This window comes from Salinarchaeum chitinilyticum (assembly GCF_055390775.1).
On record NZ_AP043888.1, the window covers coordinates 1,881,763 to 1,901,790 of the forward strand.

18 protein-coding genes are annotated in these 20,028 nt (G+C 67.6%); 8 read left to right on the top strand and 10 right to left on the bottom strand.

Annotated elements, in window-relative coordinates; all coding sequences use genetic code 11:
* The first annotated feature begins 123 nt into the window (after positions 1 to 123).
* Positions 124 to 1,707, top strand: a complete 1,584-nt coding sequence (locus ACZ5KP_RS09050; protein WP_460922238.1) for a hypothetical protein — start codon at positions 124 to 126, stop codon at positions 1,705 to 1,707.
* A gap of 336 nt (positions 1,708 to 2,043) precedes the next feature.
* Positions 2,044 to 2,322, top strand: coding sequence for a DUF8028 family protein (locus ACZ5KP_RS09055; protein WP_460922236.1), 279 nt, complete (start codon positions 2,044 to 2,046; stop codon positions 2,320 to 2,322).
* Between the two features lie 255 nt (positions 2,323 to 2,577).
* Here the strand turns inward: ACZ5KP_RS09055 and ACZ5KP_RS09060 are convergent, their stop codons facing one another.
* Positions 2,578 to 3,489: a DMT family transporter gene (locus tag ACZ5KP_RS09060; protein ID WP_460922234.1), complete on the bottom strand. Its 912-nt coding sequence runs from the start codon at positions 3,487 to 3,489 to the stop codon at positions 2,578 to 2,580.
* Between the two features lie 235 nt (positions 3,490 to 3,724).
* Here ACZ5KP_RS09060 and ACZ5KP_RS09065 point away from each other — a divergent pair, with 235 nt between their 5' ends.
* Positions 3,725 to 4,351, top strand: coding sequence for a ribonuclease H family protein (locus ACZ5KP_RS09065; RefSeq protein WP_460922232.1), 627 nt, complete (start codon positions 3,725 to 3,727; stop codon positions 4,349 to 4,351).
* Positions 4,352 to 4,360: 9 nt separating this feature from the next.
* Here the strand turns inward: ACZ5KP_RS09065 and ACZ5KP_RS09070 are convergent, their stop codons facing one another.
* The 3 genes from ACZ5KP_RS09070 to ACZ5KP_RS09080 all read right to left on the bottom strand — a co-directional run bounded on the left by ACZ5KP_RS09070 (position 4,361) and on the right by ACZ5KP_RS09080 (position 7,544).
* Positions 4,361 to 4,987 carry a hypothetical protein gene (locus ACZ5KP_RS09070; RefSeq protein WP_460922230.1) on the bottom strand — a complete coding sequence of 209 codons (627 nt, stop codon included), beginning with the start codon at positions 4,985 to 4,987 and terminating at the stop codon, positions 4,361 to 4,363.
* 333 nt (positions 4,988 to 5,320) lie between these two features.
* On the bottom strand, positions 5,321 to 6,400 hold the full coding sequence (locus tag ACZ5KP_RS09075; RefSeq protein ID WP_460922228.1) for an aminopeptidase: 1,080 nt from the start codon (positions 6,398 to 6,400) through the stop codon (positions 5,321 to 5,323).
* 55 nt (positions 6,401 to 6,455) lie between these two features.
* The gene (locus ACZ5KP_RS09080; RefSeq protein WP_460922226.1) at positions 6,456 to 7,544 is read right to left on the bottom strand and encodes a nucleotidyl transferase family protein; all 1,089 of its coding nucleotides are present in this window, start codon (positions 7,542 to 7,544) and stop codon (positions 6,456 to 6,458) included.
* Positions 7,545 to 7,671: 127 nt separating this feature from the next.
* Here ACZ5KP_RS09080 and ACZ5KP_RS09085 point away from each other — a divergent pair, with 127 nt between their 5' ends.
* Positions 7,672 to 8,715 (top strand): threonine aldolase family protein, encoded by a 1,044-nt coding sequence (locus ACZ5KP_RS09085; RefSeq protein WP_460922224.1) that lies wholly within the window; start codon positions 7,672 to 7,674, stop codon positions 8,713 to 8,715.
* A gap of 33 nt (positions 8,716 to 8,748) precedes the next feature.
* Here the strand turns inward: ACZ5KP_RS09085 and ACZ5KP_RS09090 are convergent, their stop codons facing one another.
* A complete protein-coding gene (locus tag ACZ5KP_RS09090; protein WP_460922222.1) occupies positions 8,749 to 8,895 on the bottom strand; it encodes a DUF7859 family protein in 147 nt (48 codons plus the stop codon).
* 154 nt (positions 8,896 to 9,049) lie between these two features.
* On the opposite strand from ACZ5KP_RS09090, the gene ACZ5KP_RS09095 reads away from it, so the two are divergent.
* Positions 9,050 to 9,826 carry an ArsR/SmtB family transcription factor gene (locus ACZ5KP_RS09095; RefSeq protein ID WP_460922220.1) on the top strand — a complete coding sequence of 259 codons (777 nt, stop codon included), beginning with the start codon at positions 9,050 to 9,052 and terminating at the stop codon, positions 9,824 to 9,826.
* 183 nt (positions 9,827 to 10,009) lie between these two features.
* Positions 10,010 to 10,597, top strand: a complete 588-nt coding sequence (locus ACZ5KP_RS09100; protein WP_460922218.1) for a hypothetical protein — start codon at positions 10,010 to 10,012, stop codon at positions 10,595 to 10,597.
* Between the two features lie 81 nt (positions 10,598 to 10,678).
* Here the strand turns inward: ACZ5KP_RS09100 and ACZ5KP_RS09105 are convergent, their stop codons facing one another.
* Positions 10,679 to 11,131, bottom strand: a complete 453-nt coding sequence (locus ACZ5KP_RS09105) for a universal stress protein (protein ID WP_460922216.1) — start codon at positions 11,129 to 11,131, stop codon at positions 10,679 to 10,681.
* A gap of 279 nt (positions 11,132 to 11,410) precedes the next feature.
* Between ACZ5KP_RS09105 and ACZ5KP_RS09110 the strand changes: the two genes are divergently transcribed.
* Together ACZ5KP_RS09110 and ACZ5KP_RS09115 are read left to right on the top strand one after the other, a co-directional pair.
* A complete protein-coding gene (locus ACZ5KP_RS09110) occupies positions 11,411 to 12,727 on the top strand; it encodes a twin-arginine translocation signal domain-containing protein (protein ID WP_460922214.1) in 1,317 nt (438 codons plus the stop codon).
* A 194-nt stretch (positions 12,728 to 12,921) separates the two neighbouring features.
* Positions 12,922 to 13,851, top strand: a complete 930-nt coding sequence (locus ACZ5KP_RS09115; protein WP_460922212.1) for a twin-arginine translocation signal domain-containing protein — start codon at positions 12,922 to 12,924, stop codon at positions 13,849 to 13,851.
* Between the two features lie 72 nt (positions 13,852 to 13,923).
* Here ACZ5KP_RS09115 and ACZ5KP_RS09120 read toward each other — a convergent pair whose 3' ends face one another.
* The 4 genes from ACZ5KP_RS09120 to ACZ5KP_RS09135 all read right to left on the bottom strand — a co-directional run bounded on the left by ACZ5KP_RS09120 (position 13,924) and on the right by ACZ5KP_RS09135 (position 20,011).
* The gene (locus ACZ5KP_RS09120) at positions 13,924 to 14,094 is read right to left on the bottom strand and encodes a hypothetical protein (RefSeq protein WP_460922210.1); all 171 of its coding nucleotides are present in this window, start codon (positions 14,092 to 14,094) and stop codon (positions 13,924 to 13,926) included.
* A 153-nt stretch (positions 14,095 to 14,247) separates the two neighbouring features.
* A complete protein-coding gene (locus tag ACZ5KP_RS09125) occupies positions 14,248 to 16,242 on the bottom strand; it encodes a SpoVR family protein (RefSeq protein WP_460922208.1) in 1,995 nt (664 codons plus the stop codon).
* On the bottom strand, positions 16,235 to 17,536 hold the full coding sequence (locus ACZ5KP_RS09130) for a YeaH/YhbH family protein (protein ID WP_460922206.1): 1,302 nt from the start codon (positions 17,534 to 17,536) through the stop codon (positions 16,235 to 16,237). The genes ACZ5KP_RS09125 and ACZ5KP_RS09130 overlap by 8 nt, the downstream gene beginning before the upstream one ends.
* Before the next feature lie 3 nt (positions 17,537 to 17,539).
* A complete protein-coding gene (locus tag ACZ5KP_RS09135; protein ID WP_460922205.1) occupies positions 17,540 to 20,011 on the bottom strand; it encodes a PrkA family serine protein kinase in 2,472 nt (823 codons plus the stop codon).
* Positions 20,012 to 20,028: the final 17 nt, after the last annotated feature.

Here is a 20,028-nt window from a genome sequence, read left to right on the forward strand (position 1 = left end):
GAGTGTCGCACTTCCGCTGATCGGCCCGCACGGCTTTCCCGCTCGGGTGACTACACGGCCATCGTGCGCGCTGGCGAGTCGGTCCGGTGCAGGGGATCCGACCCGCGGAGAGCGCCGCGTCCGGTGCCGGATAGCGACGCGGACCGTGGATCGTCGCCGGCTGATCGAGCGGGCCCGTTCGGATTCGGCCCGGGCTACTCGCCGTGGAAGGATCCGACGGTGCTCGTATTGCTGACGATCTCGCTGCTCGCGGGGCTCATGTTCGTCGGTGGCGCGACGATCGGCCCGGCGCTGACCGGCGACGACGGCGACGGCGTGTTTCCGGTGATGGACATTCTCTCCGGCGACGGCGGCAGCGACGCGGAGCTCACCCTCGCGGCGAACCGAACGGAACTCACCGCCGGCGATCCGGTCGCGTTCACGGTGACGAACGCCAACGGCTCCGCGGTGCGCGACGCGACGGTGTCGATCGGTGCGACTCGCCGCACGGTCGACGACGAGGGGCGCGTGGTCATCCGGGTCGCGACGGCCGGAGCACACACCGCGACGGCCACCGCGCCGGGCGCGAACGACACGTGGCGCGAGAGCAATGACGTCGGCCTCTCGGTCGCGCACCGACGCGTCCAGCTCGAGATCGAGGCGAACCGTTCGGTCGCGACTGCCGGCGAGCCGATCGCGCTGACGCTGGTCCGGGCCGACAGCGGCGAGCCGGTCGAGGGGTCGATCGCCGCCGCGGTCGCCGGCGAGGGCGCAACGGTTCCCTCGCAGTTCGAGACGGTCGACGGCGCGACGTTGGTGCTGGTCCCCGACCGAGCGGGGACGCTCTACGTCGACGGCACGCGAGCGACCGACGTCGACGAGACGTTCGAGACGGCCAGCGTGGCCCTGGAGGTAGAGCGCCGGACTGTGCCGCTGAACCTCTCCGTCGATCCCTCCGAATCCGTCGCCGGCGAGGCGGTGACTGCGACGGTCCGCCGGGCGGACACGGGCGAGCCGATCGCTGCCACGCTCTCCGTCGACGGCCGATCGATCGAAACCGGCCCGGACGGCGAGGTCGCGGTCGCGCTCGAGTCGGCCGGCGATCGAACGATCGAGGCGACCGTCCCCTCGACGCCGGCCGTGACGTTCACGCCCGACTCGGCGTCGGTGAGCGTACAGCGCCGCCAGGTGGCACTCGCGGCGAGCGTCGATCGGAGCGCGATCACCACTGGCGGTTCGATCTCGGTGACCGTCACCAGAGCGGACACCGGCGCACCGGTCGACGCGACGGTCACCGTCGCCGGCGACGCGTACGCGACCGGCCCCGACGGCGAACTCGAGACGACCGTCGCGACGCCGGGCGAGCACGCGATCGTCGTCACGGCTGCGAACAGCTCCTCGACGACGTTCGAGGCCGCCGAACTGTCGCTGTCGGTGACGAACGCGACGTTCGAACTCGGGGAGCTCGACGCACCCAACGCCTCGGAGCCAGGCGCGACGGTGACGGTCTCGACGACCGCGACCAATCTCGGTCCGGACGACGGATCGGATACCCTCGTCCTCTCGCTGGACGGCGAGCGCCTCGCGAGCGAGGTCCACGCGCTGGCCTCCGGAGAGCAAGCACCCGTGACCTTCCAGTTCAGCGCGCCCGCGGAGCCGGGGAGCTACGAGGTTGCCGTCCATGGGAGCGACGGTACCGCGACCGGGACGATCGTCGTCGAGTCCTGAACTGCGCCGCCGTCGGCGCGCTCGTCGGACGACGGCCCGATCGAACCGGCGATCGAGGCGAAACGGCTCCGATTCGGCGGTCGTTCGCGGTGTGAATTCTGGCTCCGATCCGGAGTCGGTCGCGGCCGAGCGTCGGCGGCGAATCCGACAGATCTCCGAGGGAACGGCGTTACGCCACGAGAGCGCTCGATAAATTTTTAGCTGCCCGGAGAAGCCGTCGTAAAACGTCCCGAAGCACCCTTGTAACCGCGTAAAACGACGCGAAAGCGACCCAAAGCTCGCGCCGTTATATGGGGGTAGGGTCCCTTGCCGTATTCAGGCGAGGTGCCCACTCCAATGTCGAGTCCCCCATCCAACCTCGAGCTGCCCTCCGACGGTGCCGACGCATCGTTCGACGAGCGCGCCCGCTCGGTCCTCCAGACGGCCCGCCACCACGTGTTCACGCCCGTGCGTGCCGTCGGCTTCTGGAGCGCGGTCGCTCTGCCCTTCCTCTACGTACCGCTCGTCGCAACGGGGCTCGAGACCCAGGCCGAACTCTCCGTGTTCCTCGCGCTGCTGGCGGCGAACGTCGTCGCGGTCGCGCTGGGACACTCTCACTCGCCCGGGCGCTCCTGATACGACCGTCCGCGCGAGCGTTGCACAGCCACACAACTGACTCCGACCCGCACCCACCCCGATCCGCGTCGTCGACGCCGGTCGGCCCGCGCCGGATCCCGATCCCTGCCAGGATGACTCCGGCGGGCTCCCCGGCACGGCGCACCTCGCCGTCCTTCGTTCAGCACCCGAGCATTCTCCGCGAGCGACGGGCACGTTCGACCAGTACCGCCGCCAGGGCGGTTAGCCACCGACTGTCCGCCACTCGTCGCTCCGTCACGCGCGTAGCGCCGCCAGCTCCGCGGCGATCGCGCGGCGTTTGACGAGCGCGAACCCGACGGCGATCGTCCCGAAGCCGACGATCGCGACCGCGTCGACCGTCTCGCCGAGCAGGAGCCAGCCCACCACGGCGGCGACGATCGGCGCGACGTACGAGACGAGATTGACCTCGATGGGCCCGAGCCGATCGAGGAGCGCGAAGTACAGCATGAATCCGGCGGCGCTGGCGACCAGCGAGAGGTACCCGATCGCGAGGAGCGCCTCCGCCGTGAGCGACACGTCGGCGATCGACTCGCCGGGCATCGCGAGGCTGCCGGCGTGCATGATCGCCGCGCCGACGACCATGGCCCAGGCCTCCATCGTGATCGTCGGTAGCCCCGTCTCGGCGCGGCGGGTCAGGACGCTCCCGAGGGCGAACGCGGCCGCGGCGCCGGCGATCAGCGGGACGCCGACGGCGTCCGGCGCGAGGAGTGCGTCGGGATCCGGCCGTGCAATGAGGGCGACGCCGACGACCCCGAGGCCGAGCCCGGCGAGCCCGATCGGCGTGAGTCGCTCCTGGGGGAGGATCAGCCGGGCGAACCCGGTCGTCAGCACGGGCGAGAGGCTCACTACGATCGCCGCGGTCGCACTCGTCGTGTGCTGTTGTCCGACGAACAACAGCGCGTGGTAGGCCGCGATGAGGAAGACTGCCGCGACGGCGACGACGCGCCACTGGTCGCGGCCGCGTGGTAGCGGCTGCTCGGTCGCGAAATACGCGTAGGCGAGCATGACGATCCCGGCGACGTCGTATCGCAACGCCGCGAACAGCACCGGCGGGAAATACTCCAGGCCGGCGGTGATCGCCACGAACGCCGAGCCCCAGACCACGGCGAGGGCGAAGAACAGGAGCGCATTCCGGCGAGCGGACACGCTCGACGCTCCGCGCGGCGGGGGTGCAAGCGTTTCGGTTCGAAATGAGTGCTGGATCCTCCCGAGCACTGGCCAACGCACGTCCTCCCGGGTACTGGCCGTCGCACCCGACGTATCCCGGCGGCCGTCAGGCCTCCCTGCCCGGCGACCGACCCACTGCCGTCCCGCACTCGCAGTGCGTGCCAACAGTTGACGTAACCATAGCATTCATGTTCGATCCGCTACAAACTGGCGTATGGCCGCACACGGCCGGCCGGCGTTGCGCGAGTTGTTCGACGACTCACCCACTCCGCACATTGCTCACCCGCCCCGCACACACCACCGCGAGTACTACCTCGCGACCGACGGCTCCTTCCGGGAGTCCGGCGGCGGGCTGGGCGTCGTGGCCGAAACGCGGACCGGCGATCGGGTGCTCCGGCTCTCCCTGCCCGACGCCGCCCCCGACAACAACGTCGCCGAGTATCGCGCGCTGCATCTCGGCCTCGACGTCCTCGCCGAACGCGTTCCACGTGGCTCCAGCGTCGGCGTTCTCATCGACCACGACGAGCTCGCCGCCAACGTCAACGCGACCGTGCTGGCCGACCGATCTCGCACCCGCGAACCGTTCCCTGAGGTGCATCTCCCGCCCGCGACGGGCCACCACTGGCGAGGGATCCGCGCCAGGATCGCCGGCTTCGACGGATTCCGCGCCGCGCGGATCGACAGCGACGCGAATCCAGCGCATCCGCTCGCGAACTCCCCGGATCGCTACGCCCACGTGAACGAGGAGCGCGATCGCTGCGTTCGCCCCGGCCCGGATCCGCTGGCCGACGGCGAGCAGATCCCGCCGCCGTCGAGGGCTGATCGGCACGCGAGTGACTAACTCGGTAGTCTAGGGCTGCGATTCGGAGACGTCCTCGACGGTGACCGTGAACGACCAATCGAAGGAAACGTCGTCACCGTCGGAGACGCTCGATCGAAACGCGTAGCTTCCCGCAGGGAGACAGCCGTTCGTGGTGGGATCGTCGACGACGAGAATTGTATCGGTGGTCGACTCGCCCGGCGAGAGTTCCGGGCCAAAGTAGGTTTCCTGCGACCAGTACACGAACCTATTGTCGTTGTTTACGTCCTCTTCCGCTCGATCGTCCACAAAGCACGATGGTACGAAACTGGCAGTTAGATCGTTGGCCGCTTGGAGATTGTACAGGATGATTCCCTCCTCGCCAGCATCGTCGCTGTGTCCCTTGTAGTACGGCGGTGGGCAGCTTCGAGCCTCGTCACTAGTATTTTCGACAGTAGCCTCCAGCGTCGCAGTCGATTCACTCGTCGCCCACTGATCGGCGACGGCGATCGAGAAGTCGACCGGTGCCTCGTCCGGTAGCGGGGAATCCACTTCGACGTCGATTTTCCGCCTGATGCCCTCGGGCGAGCCGGCGGTGGAGCTGCCCGCACTCGAGCAGCCAGCGATCGCCACGGCGCCTGTGGTAACGGCCGCACCGAGGAACGCACGACGTTTCATACTACCAATGATTCAGGCACGCTGAAAATGTCTTGTGCAATGTTCAGTGGCAATATCATATCGCAGGAGCCGTGCTATCTTCCGGTTCCTGGCAGGAGAAGCCCCATAGCAGTCCCAGATCGCCTGAACTTCCATCGTTTCGAGCCCGATAACCACGTCGGCGCGCTGCGCCGACCTCGTGCCGGCGCTCTAGGCGCGCGAGGGACGGCAGCGCAGGCCGAAGGCCGAGCAGCGCAAGATTGGGGAAGACCGAGGTGCGGTGGGTGGGGCCCTTTCGAAGGCCTCTACCTTCAGCGGCCCCTCAAAAAGATCGCTCAACAACCCCACCGATCCCTAGAAGTCGTCCTCGAAGACGAACGTCCCGTTCTTCTGCACGACCTCGCCGTCGAGCTCGATCTTGGAGTCCTCGCTCATGTCGACGATCATGTCGACGTGGACGGCGGACTTGTTCTGCTCGTTGCCCTCGGCGACGGTATCTCCGTACGCACGACCCACCGCCATGTGGACGGTGTCGCCCATCTTTTCATCGAAGAGCATGTTGTAGGTGAACTGGTCGATGTCGCGGTTCATCCCGATGCCGAGTTCACCGAGTCGGCGGGCGCCGGCGTCGGTCTCCAGCACCTCGGTCAGCGTGTCCTCGTTCTTCGCAGCAGCGTGCTCGACGACCTCGCCGCCCTCGAAGGTCAGCCGGGCGTCGGTGACCTCTCGGCCCTGGTGATAGAGCGGCATGTCGAAGAGCACCTCGCCCTCGACGCTGTCGGGGATCGGGGCGGTGAACACCTCGCCGCCGGGGAGGTTGTGCTCGGCGTCGTCGTTGATCGTCGGGTTGTCGCCGAGTTTCATGGTGACGTCCGTGGTGTCGCCGGAGACGATCCGGACCTCGTCGGCGTCGTCCATGAGATCGACCATCTGCTGCTGGTGGGCGGCCTGGGCCTCCCAGTCCTTCGTGATGGCGTCCCAGACGAAGTTCTCGTAGGCCTCGGTGCTCATCTCCGCCAGCTGGGCGTTCGCGGGCGCGGGATACTGGGTGAGGTTCCACTGCTTGCCGAGGCGCTCCTCGCGGATCGGCATCATCGCCTTGGTGTGTGCCGAGTTCGTCTCGGGATCGACGTCGCTGGTCTCGGTCACGTTCTCGTTGGCGCGGATCGAGACGTGCACGTCGCTCTCCTCGACCATCGCCAGCGTGTGCTCGGGGGTCTCGAACTCCTCGCAGGATTTCAGGTACGCCCGGTGCACCCGGTCGCTGCCGAGGAGCGTCAGCGGCTTGCCGCCGCGATCGCCGATGACTTCGACGAGCGCGACGACCAGGTCCTCCGCGACCGGGGGCGCGCTGACGACGACGTTGTCTCCCTCCTCGAGGCCGACCGAGTGATCGATCAGAATCTCCGCGTGCTCGCGAATGCGCGGGTCCATGGAGGATCGTGACGTTTCGGCGACCAAACCGGTTCCGGTTGTCGGGCGATCCGGGCTACTCGTCGCCGTCAGCCGTCGCGTGCCATCGCTCTGCGAGTCCGGCCACGGACTCGGCGAACGCCCGGCGGGCGTCGTCCCACTCGGCACCACCCGACTCGCACGCGGCTTCGAACGCGTCGAGGCGATCGACGTCGTACCGCGAGGCGAAACACATCGCCTCGAAGACGGTCGAGCGCTCCGGCTCGTTCGCGTCCGGTGCCGACGCAATCTGCTCGTGGACGATCCCTGGATCGGCGTCGAGGGACACCCCCGCACCGATCGACTTCGACTGCTTCGGGACGCCGTCGAACCCCGGCACCATCCGGGTGTAGAGACCGCCGATGCGCCCCGACACGCCTGCGGCGTCACGGAACTGTCTGGTCCAGGACGCCAGCCCGTGCTCGTCGATACCGAACGCGAGGAGGATTTGCTCATACTCTCCTACGGACCCTTCTTCGTGCCCTCTCTCGCACAGCGGATGGAGGAAGTCCGCGCCGTGGAGCACCGAGCTGTGGGCGGCCGCGGCATCGGATGTCGGTCCGGCAGATCGGCTCTCGCCGTTGCCACTCTTGCCGTCCTCGCTTGCGTAGAGCGATTCGACTGCTTCCTCCCACGCGGTTTCGCTCGCCTCGTCGTCCGCACCCTGCCAATCCGCCGGCTGATAGTATCGCGCGAGCCGGTGGCCCGTCGCCATGACGTCGTAGGCTTCCGATTGGGTCCGTAGCACGCCGCGATCGGGATCGAACCCGAGATCGAGCGCGAACTCGCGGTATCGCTCGGCGAGCCGGCCGATTCGCTCCGCGTTCGCGCCGTCGTGGTAGGGCTCCAGATCGGCGAGCACGAACTGCACGTCTAGGCCGGCTTCCTGCAGCTCGATCGCCGTCAGGAGCTGCCCAACGGTGCCGAGGTGCGGTGACCCCGTCATCCCCACGCCCATGCAGACGAGGGTCGGACGATCGAGTGCTGATTCGAGGACCACTGCGTCATCGGCGGCGACGAAGCGCCGCCGGAGTGGCTGGAGCCAGGGTGGCGCCACCGTGTCATCGACAGCGTCGTATCCGAACCGCTTCCGGACGCTCTCGTAATGGGTCGCCAGTCGCGACATATCTGAATCGACGAACCACTGACTGAAGTGCTAAACTGTGACGTGGTACCACTTATCAAATAGTGGTCGCGCTACGGATCCCGGCAACCAGGCCAGCTATTTCAGCCGCCCCGACCAACGCCGAGTCGTGATCGACCTTCGCTCCGATACCGTCACGACGCCGACCGATGCGATGCGCGACGCCGCTCGCGACGCCGACGTCGGCGACGACGTCTACGGCGAGGACCCGACCGTCAACGAACTCGAGGCCGCCGTCGCGGACCGGCTCGGCCACGAGGCCGCCGTCTTCGTCCCGACGGGGACGATGGGCAACCAGATCGCGATCCGCACGCACACCGAGCGCGGCCAGGAGATCCTGGTCGACCGCGAGGCCCACGTCTACAACTGGGAGGTCGGCGGGCTCGCTCAGCACGGTGGGCTCCAGCCCCGCCCCTACGCCGAGACCGTCCAGCGTGACGGCCGCGAGCGTGGGGTGCCCACGCCTGCGGCGATCGAGGAGGGGTACGTCGAGGAGTCCGTCCACCGCGCCGGCACCGGGCTCGTCTGCCTCGAGAACACCCACAACGGCCGCGGCGGACTCGCGATCGCGCCGGAACGGATCGACGCAGCGGCCGAGGCTGCGCACGACCGCGGCGTGCCGGTACATCTCGACGGCGCACGGCTGTTCAACGCCGCCGTAGCCCACGACGTCCCTGCCGAGCGACTGACACGGAACGTCGACACGACGATGACCTGTCTCTCGAAGGGGCTCGGCGCGCCGATCGGCTCGATGCTCGCCGGCCCCGCGGAGTTCGTCGAGCGGGCCCGACGGAATCGGAAACTGCTCGGCGGCGGAATGCGCCAGGCTGGCGTGATCGCTGGCCCCGGCCTCCTGGCGCTCGACGCCGTCGACAGGCTCGCGGAGGACCACCGCAACGCCGAGCGACTCGCCACCGGCCTCGCCGACCTTCCGGATCTCGAGGTCGTCGCCCCCGAGACCAACATCGTGCTCGTCGACGTCGCCGACGCCGCAGCGAGTGCCGAGGCGTTCACGGAGCGATGTGCCGACGCCGGCGTCGCCTGCACCGTGATGGACGAGACGACAGCGCGCTTTTGCACCCACCGCGACGTCGACGCGGGTGACGTCGAGGAGGCGCTGTCACTGGTCAAAGCGGCGCTCGCCGACGGCTAATCTCGGCCGTTCGATCGGTGACGTCCGCTCCGATCAGCGCTTGGCGTCGTCGACCCCTTCCTTGAACCCCATCACGGTCCGTCGGAAGAGGAGGAAGCCGAAGAAGATCAGCCCGAGCAGGACCACTGCGAGGATCCAGAAGAGGGGATCGAAGCCGAGCAGCGCAGGGACTGGTGGCATAGACGGGGGTACCGGGGGCGTCCGCAAAGGCGTTTCGACGGCCGGGGATTCCCCGTGCGCTGTCGCCGACTCCCCGTGCGCTCCCGTCCGTACCGGCTCGTTCGCCGCGCGCTGACCGAAAGCCCATATACGATCGCCTCCATGCGCCGTACGAATGGCCGACCTCCTGCCCTCCATCCCGGACGCGTCGGCTCGGGACGACGCCGAGCCGCGCGTCGTCGGCCTCGAGGACGAGGACGCGGACGCGGTGCTCGGTGCGCTCGCGTCCTCGACTGCCCGTGAGTTGCTCGCTACGCTGAACGACGACCCAGGCCATCCCTCCGCCCTGGCCGACCGCGTGGATACCTCGCTCCAGAACGTCCAGTACCACCTCGGGAACCTCGAGGACGCGGGCGTGATCGAGGTCGTCGACACCGCGTACTCGGAGAAGGGGCGCGAGATGGACGTCTACGCCCCAGCGGACCGGCCGCTCGTGCTGTTCGCCGGCGACGCGGAGGACGAGACCCTGCTCCAGCGTGCGCTGGGCCGGTTGCTCGGCGGCCTCGGTGCGCTGACCGGGCTGAGCCTCGCGGTGCGTGGGCTCGTCGACGCGACCGAGACGCAGACCGCCAGCGAATCGGCCGGCACCGGTGCAGCGTCGGTGGAGTTCACGGACGCCAGCGACGGTGGGGCCGACGCGACGGCCGACGACGCGGCGGGCTCGGGCGACTACACGCTGGACGTGAGCGTGGACGCGACCGACGGAACGACCGAGGTCGCCCACGACGCCCAGTCCTCCAGCGAGCAGACCGTCGAGCCACTCGCCCAGGAGTTCGCCTGGATGGTGGAGCCACTCGACGTTGCCGGGCTTCCGCCCGCATTGCTCGTGTTCCTGGTCGGGAGCTGTCTGCTCGCGATCGGGCTCGCCGGCTGGTACTGGCGACAAGCGTGAAACGCGCGTTTGAGTCTACAGCAGTCCCTTTTGTACGGGACGTGAAGCCGAACTCGGGTGCTCCACAGGTACCCGCTGTTCGGCCCTCCACTTCGTACCCCTTCTCCCGACGATCCGACCGCGCCTCCCGGCTCCGACGCCGCGAGGGGTAGCCACAAGTGGTCGGCTCACGAACCTCCGTCCATGTCGCTGGAGGTCGACGGGCCCGAACTGCTCGAGCGGGTCCGGAGCGCGTTCGTCGACGCGGAGCCGTTGCGCACGGCGGAGGTCGCCGTGGCAGCGGACGTCCCGGAGCCCGCGGCGAGGGACGCCCTCGAGGAGCTCGTCGCGGCTGGCGACCTGCGCCACGCCTCGGTCCGCGGCGTCGACATCCGACAGCGCAAGCACGCGGAGAACGACGATACCGTCGACCTCGGCGCGGCGATCGACGTCTATCACCGGCCGGCGGCGGATCTCGTCGAGACCGTCGGCACGCGCGACGGGAGCGAGATGCACGCTGACGCCGACCCGATCGCCCGCCGACTCGCTCGGATGGACGTCCCCGGCGCCAGCGAGATGATGCGGGACTGGAAGCGCGACGCCGTACGTGCCGCTCGCGAGCACCTGGAGACGGCGGGCCCCTGCGCCCCCGACGAGATTCGGGACGTGGTCTACCCGGCGCACGAAGCGGGGTTCGACGACGCGGAGTCGTGGTGGGCGTTCGTTCGCCCGCGACTGGCCCGGCTGCCCGGCGTCGTGGTCGAGCAGGGCGCCTGGACCCTCGAGGACTAAATGGAGCAGCCGAGCGGATGGGTGGTGTCTCCGACGATCGTGACGGCCGGCCAGTGCCGCCCTCACGGCGGCGTCTCCGACTCAGTTCACTTCGGCCGACTGGTCGTCTGCGCGGACGACGAGCACCGGCGTCCTGGCTCCGTCGACGACGCGCTCGGAGACGCTCCCCATCGACGTCATCTTCTCGCGGGGAGATTTCCCGTGAGACGCGATGGTCACGAGGTCGATTGCCTCCGTTTCGGCGTAGTCGAGAATCTCCTTGTGTGGCGTCCCGTGACGCAGTTCTGTCACCGCGGCGAGTCCCTTCCGATCCGCTGCCGCCGCGACCCGCTGGAGCGCGTCGTTGGCCTCCTCGGTCAGCGTCGCCTCGACGTCCGGACGGGTCTCCGGGTCCGCGGCCGTGGTGATTCGCCTGTCGACGACGGAGAGCGCGTGGACGGTTGCGCCGTCGTTTTCGGCGATGCGCAGCCCGTGTTCGAGCGCCGTCTCGACCGCGTCGCTCCCGTCGGTTGGCACGAGAACGTTCCGATACATGCTAGCACTCTACAGACTCCCCGGGCATGAACGTCGGGGACGAACGGCCGCCGAACCGTCCCGGGGATGTGGGGACTCCGATCGCAACTCGATCGATTGACACCGGAGCCTGGCGAAACTCTCCAAGAATTGTGGATTGAAAAGCGCGCCGCTGCAGAAGGTTCTGGTTGCCGAACTGTATGGACGACAATGTCATTTTTTGAGAGGAATTACTATCGATATCATGGAAACAGGCCGTTGGGTATAAGTACCTGATAGCCAAACGAAGGGTCGATACACATGGAAGGATCACGACGACGCTTCCTCAAGGCGAGCGGTGCAGTGGTTGGAACGGGACTACTGGGTGCATCGGCGGGCTGTACGGGCATCCTCGGCGGTGGTGGTGGGGGTGGCGGCGGTGCCATTCCCGGCAGCTACGTCGATTGGCAGTACGCGCCCGGCGAGATCCGTGACACCGATCACTACTCGTTCAGCGCGATGGCGCCGATCGAGGTCGACGAGTACGAGGACTCCTTCGACGAGGAGTTCTTCGACTCCACCGAGCAGACCTTCGAAAGCCAGTACGAGTTCCTCGACATCGACTTCGACGAGATCGAGACCACGCTCAGCTTCGACGGCAACACAGCACAGGTGCTCCTGGGCTACACGGCCGATCGAGAGGACGTCACCGAGGCGCTCGAAGACAACGAGTTCGAGGAGGGCGATGAGTACGAGGGCTACCAGCAGTTCGTCGGCCCGAACCAGCAGCGAGCAGTGGGTATCGACGACAGCGACATCGTCATCGGTCGCTCGACCGCGATGACCGGCGGGACGGACAACCCGGTCGCTGGCGACGGGCAGAGCGGCAGCACGCAGGACCTCCGCTCGATCAGCTACGGCGAGAGCTGGCAGGGCCAGATCGAAGAGAGTGATCCGGAGTACAGCGGTCTGTACCACAACGAGCCGGTGACGTTCGAGGGATCTGCCGGCGACATCATCACGATCGTCATGGAGGCGACGGAGGCTGACCCTTGGATCGCACTCGAGGGTCCCGACGGAGCGGGCCCCAGTGACGGCGGCTCCAGCGGTTCGGCGCGGATCGAGGAGTACGAACTCCCGCAGAGCGGCCAGTACACGATCAACGCTCAGACGTACTCTTCCGGCGAGACGACGCCGTACACGCTGACGCTCACGCTCGTCGGCACGCCGGTGGACCCCACGACGGTCCTCCAGGCGATCGTCGACACGTACAACGGGAACGGCAGTCGGTACGTCGACGACAGCGAGGCCTTCGCCGAGCTGACGAGCACGCTGACCACCGGGACCATCATCAGCGGGCAGACGTTCGAAGAGACCGAAGAGACCGAGGAAGATTACGGCCAGTTCGAGGGTGCGGTCGCCAGGGGCCAGTCCGCGACGGTCAACGGCGAGACCTCCGACGTCGAGTGGGTCGTCACCTTCGGCGACGCGGACGACGTCGACACCGGCGACCTCGAGGACTGGACGGAAAGCTCAGAGGTCGAGACGTTCGACGACGTCGACGACATCTCGATCAGCACCAGCGGCCGGTCCGCCGTCGTCACCGGCACGATGGACACCGACGACATCGGAGTGTAGGAGCGACCTTCGACGACGCGTTCCAGGGCGTCCGCTCTGCAATTCTCGCGCTCCCGATCGAGTCCCACCGGTCGTGGGAATAGTGGGCACACGGGCGGGAGATCTGTTCTCCTCGTACGAGTCCCAACGGGAGAAATCGCCTGACCGAACAGCCGTTGGGTATAAGTACCTGATAGCCAAATGAAGGTGCTACTATGGAAGGATCACGGCGGCGCTTCCTCAAGGCGAGCGGTGCAGTGGTTGGAACGGGACTACTGGGTGCATCGGCGGGCTGTACTGGCATCCTCGGCGGCGGTGGCGGCGGTGGCGGCAGCGGACTGACTGCGCACACGGACTGGTACTTCGAACCGGGTGCGATCGCCGACACTGACCACCACACGATCTCGTACCAGGGGACCATGGAGATCGCCAACAACGAGGACCAGTTCGACAGCGACTACTACGACGATACCGAGCAGAGCTTCGAGGATAGCTACGAATACCTCGGACTCGACTTCGACGAAGTCGAATCCCGTACGTACTTCGGCGGGTTCCTCGCTACGTTGCTCTCCGGATACACTGTGGACCGCTCGGAGATCGTCGAGTCCCTCGAGGACAACGACTACGAGGACGACGACGAGTACGAGGGCGTCCAGGTGTTCCTCGGCCCCAACGAGTCCCGGGCAGTCGGCGTCACGAACAACGAGATCGTCGTGACGAGTGGCAGCTGGAACACCGACGACGAGGCGATCGACGTGCTCGAGACGGCCGTGGACACCTACAACGGCGAGGAGGATCGCTACGTCGACGAGAACGAGAACTTCGCGGCACTCACCAGCCGGCTCAACGGCGGCACGTTCGGCTTCGCGGCGACGCACGAGGAGACCGAGGAGACGGACGCCCCGAACGGTCGGTTCGAGGGCGCCGTCGCACAGGGCTCCGCCTCGGACGTCAAGGGGGAAACGATGGACATACAGGCGATCTACCTCTTCGACTCCGCTGACGACATCGACATGGGAGACGTCGAGGATTACCGGGACGAGTCCGACTCGTTCGACGACATCGACGACGTGAGTCTCAACAGGAGCGGTCGCTCGGTCATCATCTCCGGAACGATGGACACCGACGACTACGGGACGAACTAGTACTACACGGCGGGGAGCTGCTGTTTCCTACTCGCCGACTCCAGATCGCTCCGGTCGCGAACTGGACGATCGTTACTCCGTCACGAGCAGCTGCAACGCCTCTCGAATGTGGAATCGAGCGGCGGGATCGTCCGTCCGTTCGAGTGCCGCGTGCAGGTGGCAGGCGATGGTGTCGTCGGCACAGGTCCGGGAGTTGATGAGCTCGGTGCCGATCGCGGCACCGTCGGTGGCGTCGATCGTCATGGTCGTCAGTTCGCTTTCTTACTTGTTAAGTATAGCGTTGTACTATCTCGTAGTAGTAATACAATTACGCAGTTGAGGTCGGTAATGGCGGTTAGACCGGTCAAACGTCGTGGTCCGTCGCACCGAGCGTTCGACCGCGTTCGCCCTCCGACCTCACTGCAGCCAGTCCTCGGGTTTGGTGTCGTAATCGACGTCGTCGGCCGCGAGGTGTTCGACCTCGCCCCAGGGGAGGTCGCGGACGTCGATTTCCTCGCCGTCGTAGCGGAGGAGTTTGCCGGCTTCCTCCGGTTCGGGCTCGCGGCTCCGCCTGCGAGCGACTTCGACGTCGTGCTCGTCGACCTCCTTGACGATCGTCGCGAGATTGACGGGGCGACCCCAGAGCTCGAAGGTCCGCTCGAGGACGCGCTCGGCCTGTTCGAGGTCGAGCGCGACGCCGTTGTAGTGATGGCCCAGCAGCAGCTCGTTCCGGTTGCCGTAGTTGCCGTCCTCGACGGTGATCGTCGGCTTGCCGAGGTTCGTGAACTGGAGCAACAGCTTCTGCTTGACGTCCTCGGGATCGGTGCTCGCGACGCGGTGTTCCTCGGCCGCCCGGGAGTACTCGTAGGTGAAGTAGTCGTTGGCGTCGACGAACTCCTCGGTGAGGAAGGAATCGAGGAAGGTCACGTCGTTGTGACTCTCCCGAATCTCGCGCATCCGGTCCCAGCCGGCGGTCCACTCGACGTCGGCGAGCGCCGCCTCGATTTTCGCGTAGCGCGCGTCGTCGAACGTGTACCGGCCGATCGTTTCGAGTTCGTCCCGCGAGACGTCGGCGAGGAAGCTGCGGTGTTCCGGACGGCACAGCGAGTAGTGGCGCCGGGCCAGCCCCTCATAGGTCAGCAGGCGCCACGGCTCGTCGGTCCACTCGAGGTCCCCCGACGCCGCGCGATCGAGCGCCGACTGGTCGACGTAGGCCTCGGGCAGGTCGGCGATCGCCTCGAGTGATGCGCCAGCGAGGTTCGCCAGTGCCGCTGGCGGCTCGAGCGTCTCGAGGACGGCGTCGACGTCCACGTCGTCGCTGAAGCTCCGCCAGGAGACGCCCTCGACGGCCAGCAGCCGTTCGAGGACCTCGCGGCGGTTCGTCCGGTTCTCGACGTAGGTCCAGAGCTCGAGCCCAAGCGCGTATGGGTTGAGCCCGGGCGAGGCGAGCACCTTCGCCATGTGGTCGGCGTACGTGACGAACTCGTCGGCGTCGGCGAACGCCTCCCTGGACATCATGATCGACTCCCAGTAGGCCGCCCACCCCTCGTTCATGACCTTCGTCATCCGCTGGGCGGCGAAGTAGTAGGCCTCAGCGCGGAGCAGCTCGATGACCTCCCGCTGCCACTCGTCGAGCTCGACGGCGCGCTCGGCGTCTTCGTCGTAGGCCATGCCGTGTTCCCGGAGGAAGGCGAGCACGTCAGCCTCCGGTGCGTCGCGGTCGATCTGGTCCGCCTCGGCCTGGGCGTCGAGCCACTCGTCGTCGAAGACCTCGGAGCGGACCTCGTCGCTGACGTCGAGGTCGGCGAGCTGCTCGGCGAGATCGACCTCCTCGGCCGCGCTCTCGCCGTCACCGCCGAGATCGCGCTGGAAGGCTCGCTGCTGGTCGATCGTGTCGCTCAGCGCTACCACGGTGTCGATCCAGGACTCGACGGCCTCCCGATCGATCTCTGGATCGTTCACGATCTCCCTGATCCGCGTGGCGTGGCGCTCCAGCATCGCCGCGGCACCGCCCTCCTCGCCGGGGAAGAGCCCGAACCACTGGTTGTTCGCGAAGAAGTCCGCGTGGGCCTCGACGTGGGTGATGACGGCCTTCTGGTCGGCCAGCGGGTTCGACTCCTGGAGGAAGGCGTTGGCCGGGCTGTCGTTGTTGACGATCTCGAAGGCCTTGCCGCCGGTGTAGCGGTCCTGCTTGCGCTGGCGGTCGTACTTCATCCCCCACCGCCAGTGTGGGTAGCGCGTCTGGAACCCGTCGTAGGCGATGAGCTCGTTCATCTCGTCGTGGTCGACGATCCAGTAGTTCACCGGGACCGGCTCGAGCCCGAGTTTCTCGGCGAGCTCGCGGGCGGCGGCCACCGGTCGTTCGAGCTGGCGCGCCTGTCGTCGTGCCTCGTAGCGGTCTGTCTTACTCACTGGCCTCCTCCTCCGTGGACAGTACGTCGTAGATCGCGCCGGCGACGTCCTCCGGGCCGCCGACGTAGGCGACCGCGATGTCCTCGGCGTCCTCACCGAAGTAGGTCTCCAGCTCCTCGGCGTGGGTGGCGTTGATCGCGTTGCCGCTTGGCTGGGTCTCGACGTAGGCGTGGAGGTTCGCGTCGATGGCCTCCATCTTCGGGATCACGGCCTGCTCCGTGTCGTTGCTCGAGTTCTCCGAGTCGCCCGCGGCGAACACGTAGCGGTTCCACTCGCTGTAGGGGTAGGACTCCAGCAGCTCCTCGGCCAGCTCGTACGCCGAGGAGATCTTCGTCCCGCCGCCGGAGCGAATCCCGAAGAACTCCTCGCGCTCGACCTCCCAGGCCTCCGCGTCGTGGGCGATGTAGACGAACTCCGCGGTGTCGTACTTCCCCTGGAGATACCAATCGAGTGGGGTGAACACCCGCTCGACGAGCTCGCGCTTGTTCTGGCGCATCGACCCGGAGACGTCGCGGATGTTGACCACGACGACGTTGCGCTCGCGCTCCTCGACGACCTCCGGGTAGCGGTAGCGCTCGTCCTCGCGACGGTAGGGGACGTGGTCGAGCCCTTCCTGTCGGATGCGCTGGCGGACGGGCGTCCGCTCGACGTTCGCCTCGACATCGGCGATCGAGTCCCACGTGCCGCGGTCGGCGGCGACGTCCTCGTGGATCCCCTCGATCGCGGCGTAGGAGACGGGGACGTGCTCGCTCCGGGCCCATTCGAAGACTGCCTCGACGGTGACGCCCTCGACCTTGCAGACCTCCCGCAGGAACGCCTCGTCGTACTCCGTCGCGAGCTTGCGTTTGAGCCCCTCCGTGAACATCCGCTCGAAGTCGAGCGTCGAGTCCGGGCCCGCGCGGGCGACGTCGGTGTAGTCACCCTCGACCTCCTCGACGACCTGCTTGCCCTTCGGATCGAGGTCCAGCCCGAGCTCCTCGTCGAGCTCCTGGGCGAACTCCTCGGGGTCCATCTCGTAGTACTCGTGCTCGCCGCCCTCCTCGCCGGGATCGCCCTCCTCGTCGCGTTGGGGCTCGGCGTCGACGGGCTGGCCGACCTCGGCGTCGCCCTGGCCGACGCCGCCCCGATCGCGCTGGTCGTACTCGAACTCGGGGAGGTCGACGATCTTGATCGGCACGCGGACGCTGTCGGCGTCGCTCGCCGAGAGGTCGCCGTAGGCGACGAACTCCCGGAGGTCCTCGCGGCGGTCCTCGCCAACCGACCGAAACCGTTCGAGGTCGTCGATCAGTCCCATCGACTACGCACCCCCGTCTCGACCGCCCCGCCGGTCGGCGGGTCCGTCGTCGGTGCCTCGGCCGCCGCCGGCGTCTCGATCGCTGTCCGCCCAGTCGTCGGCGACAGATGCCATCACCCGCCGGCTGGTCAGCTCCGCGGAGGCCGGCGAGTACTGCTGTGCCTCGACCATGTGCTCGATCGCTCGCTCCTTGACGGCCGCCGTCTCCGTCGAGCCCGGCGGGTCCGCCCACTGGCTCGGATCGAACTCTTCGTGACGCCGGCGGACGTCGTCCCAGTCGGCGGTCTCGAGGACGTCGGCGATCACGGGAATCGCGGTCAGGTCGACGTCGTCGACGGCGAAGTCCTCGCCGCGGTGCTCCCAGGCGTGACGGTTCAGCGCGGTCACCACCTGCTCTTGCCGGAACTGGGCGACCTCGTCGCTGGCCTCGTTCCCGGCGTAGTCGCCCTCGACGAACCGGCCAAGCGATTCGATCTCGAAGACCTTCATCGTCAGCGGATCGGGCTGGATCCGCTCGCCACGGTCGTTCTCGATGGGCTCGCCCGTCGCCCAGCCGTAGACGTGCCTGACGTACTCCTCGACAGCGTCGGCGTCCACGGAGCGATCGGCGGTGATCGCGGCGATCACGTCCTCCGCCTGGCGCTCGCGAATCCGCTTGCGAACTGGATCGGCCCGGGACGCGAACTCCGTGCGTTCCTTTGGCGAGAACACGGGCGCGATTTCGAGCCCTGCGACCATTGCGTCGAGCACGTCCTCGGGCAGCACCACGTCTTCGACGGGGAGATCTGGGTGGTGGCGGTCTCTGTCGGCCTGGAGCAGCTCGGCGAGGACGTCCCGCGTGAACGTCACCGGGATCCCGTGGCGGCCGTCGCGGGCACCGTCCACGTCGAACGCCTCGATCCCGACGCGCTCGTCGCCCTCGGTGAGGTACCCCTGGTCGAAGAGTAGCGCCTTCTCGACGAGATCGAGATCGGCCGAGTTGCCCTCCTCGTCGGCGAGCCGCGTGAGGACGCTGAACGTCGCGGCGGCCTCGATCGCGTGTGGCGCGAGCTCGATCTCGCGGACGCTGGCAGGATCGTGCCCGTTCCCGTCGTCACTTTCCCGCCCGGTGGCGGTCTTCACGGTGGTGCCGGCCGCTCCGTCGACGCTGGCGATCGCGTCCTCGCCGCTGGCCGCGATCGATCCCGATCCTCGCACCGACAGCGTGGCGGGCGCACGGACGCGCTCGCCGCGAGCTTCGGCGTCGTCGCGGGTCCAGACCTCGTGCTCGCCGGTCAGCTCCCGCCGGACGAGCTGGGCCTCCAGCGAGATGTTCGTCAGATAGGTGAAATCGTGGCGGTCGAGCCGGCGCTTGAGCGCCTTGAGCGGGTCAGCGTCGGCGCGCTCGGCGTGCTGGTTGAGCGTCGCCTCGAGGTCGGGGTTCGAGATGACCAGCAGCTGCGTATCGAGGTCCATCCCGATGCCCTTGTCGAGTTTCACCCGTCCCTCGTCGGGCACGGAGAGCAGCTTCTGGAGCAGGTCGGCGTGCTGGGCGGCGTCCTCGACGATCGTCACGAGGCCGTTCCCCTGTGCGAGCACGCCGTCGTAGCTGAACGCCTGCGGGTTCTTTCGCCCGCGAGAGTCCAGCTCCTGGAGCATACCCGCCATCCAGGAGCCGACGAGGCGTTCCTTCGGGCCGCCGGTGTCCTCCGCGTGGAGGATGCCGATGCCCTGGCCGATGTCGACGACGTAGTTCTTCACCCGGAGGTGGTCCGGGTCGGTGATCGCCGAGAACAGGTCCTCGACGCCCTGCCGCCGGTAGCGCTCCTCGAGATACTCGTAGGCCTCCCGCGAGAACGGATCGAGATCCGTCTCGACGCGGATCGGCACGTGATCGTCGTGCGCGTCGTTGATCGCGGCGACGACGTCCTCGCGAACGTCCTCGGGGAACACTGCCAGCGGGTGGGTCTGGACGGGGCTCTGGTGCCAGTCGTCCTCGTCGGCTGGCTCCTCGTCGCCGTAGGAGAGCCCGCGGGCGTCGCCGGTGCCCTGGACGTTCCACTCGATCGTGTACCGGCGACCGGCGTCGGTCTTCGAGTACTCGCGCAGCCCGTTGACGAGACAGCGCTTGAGTTCGGACTTCCCAGTCGCCGTCGGTCCCTCGATCCAGACGATCTTCTCGCGTTTTCCCCGGCCGGCGGCGATCGAGCGCAGATCGTCGACCAGTGCGTTCAGCGTCGCCGTGTTGCCGAGGATGGCGTGCTCGCCGTCGTTGTGGGGATCGTCGAAGAAGCGGTAGCGCTCGAACTCCTCACCACGCTCGATCACCGTGCGCGTACCCGCGGCCTCGATGGCGTCGACGAGATACTTCGCGGCGTGGGCCGCGACGCCCGGCTCCTCGAGCACGCGATCGACGTACTCGGCGAGGCTCGTGGGTGGTTCGTAGGCCGCCGCGAGCGAGCGGTCCGCCGCTTCGACGTACTCCTCGCCGCTCATCCCACACCACCGCCACG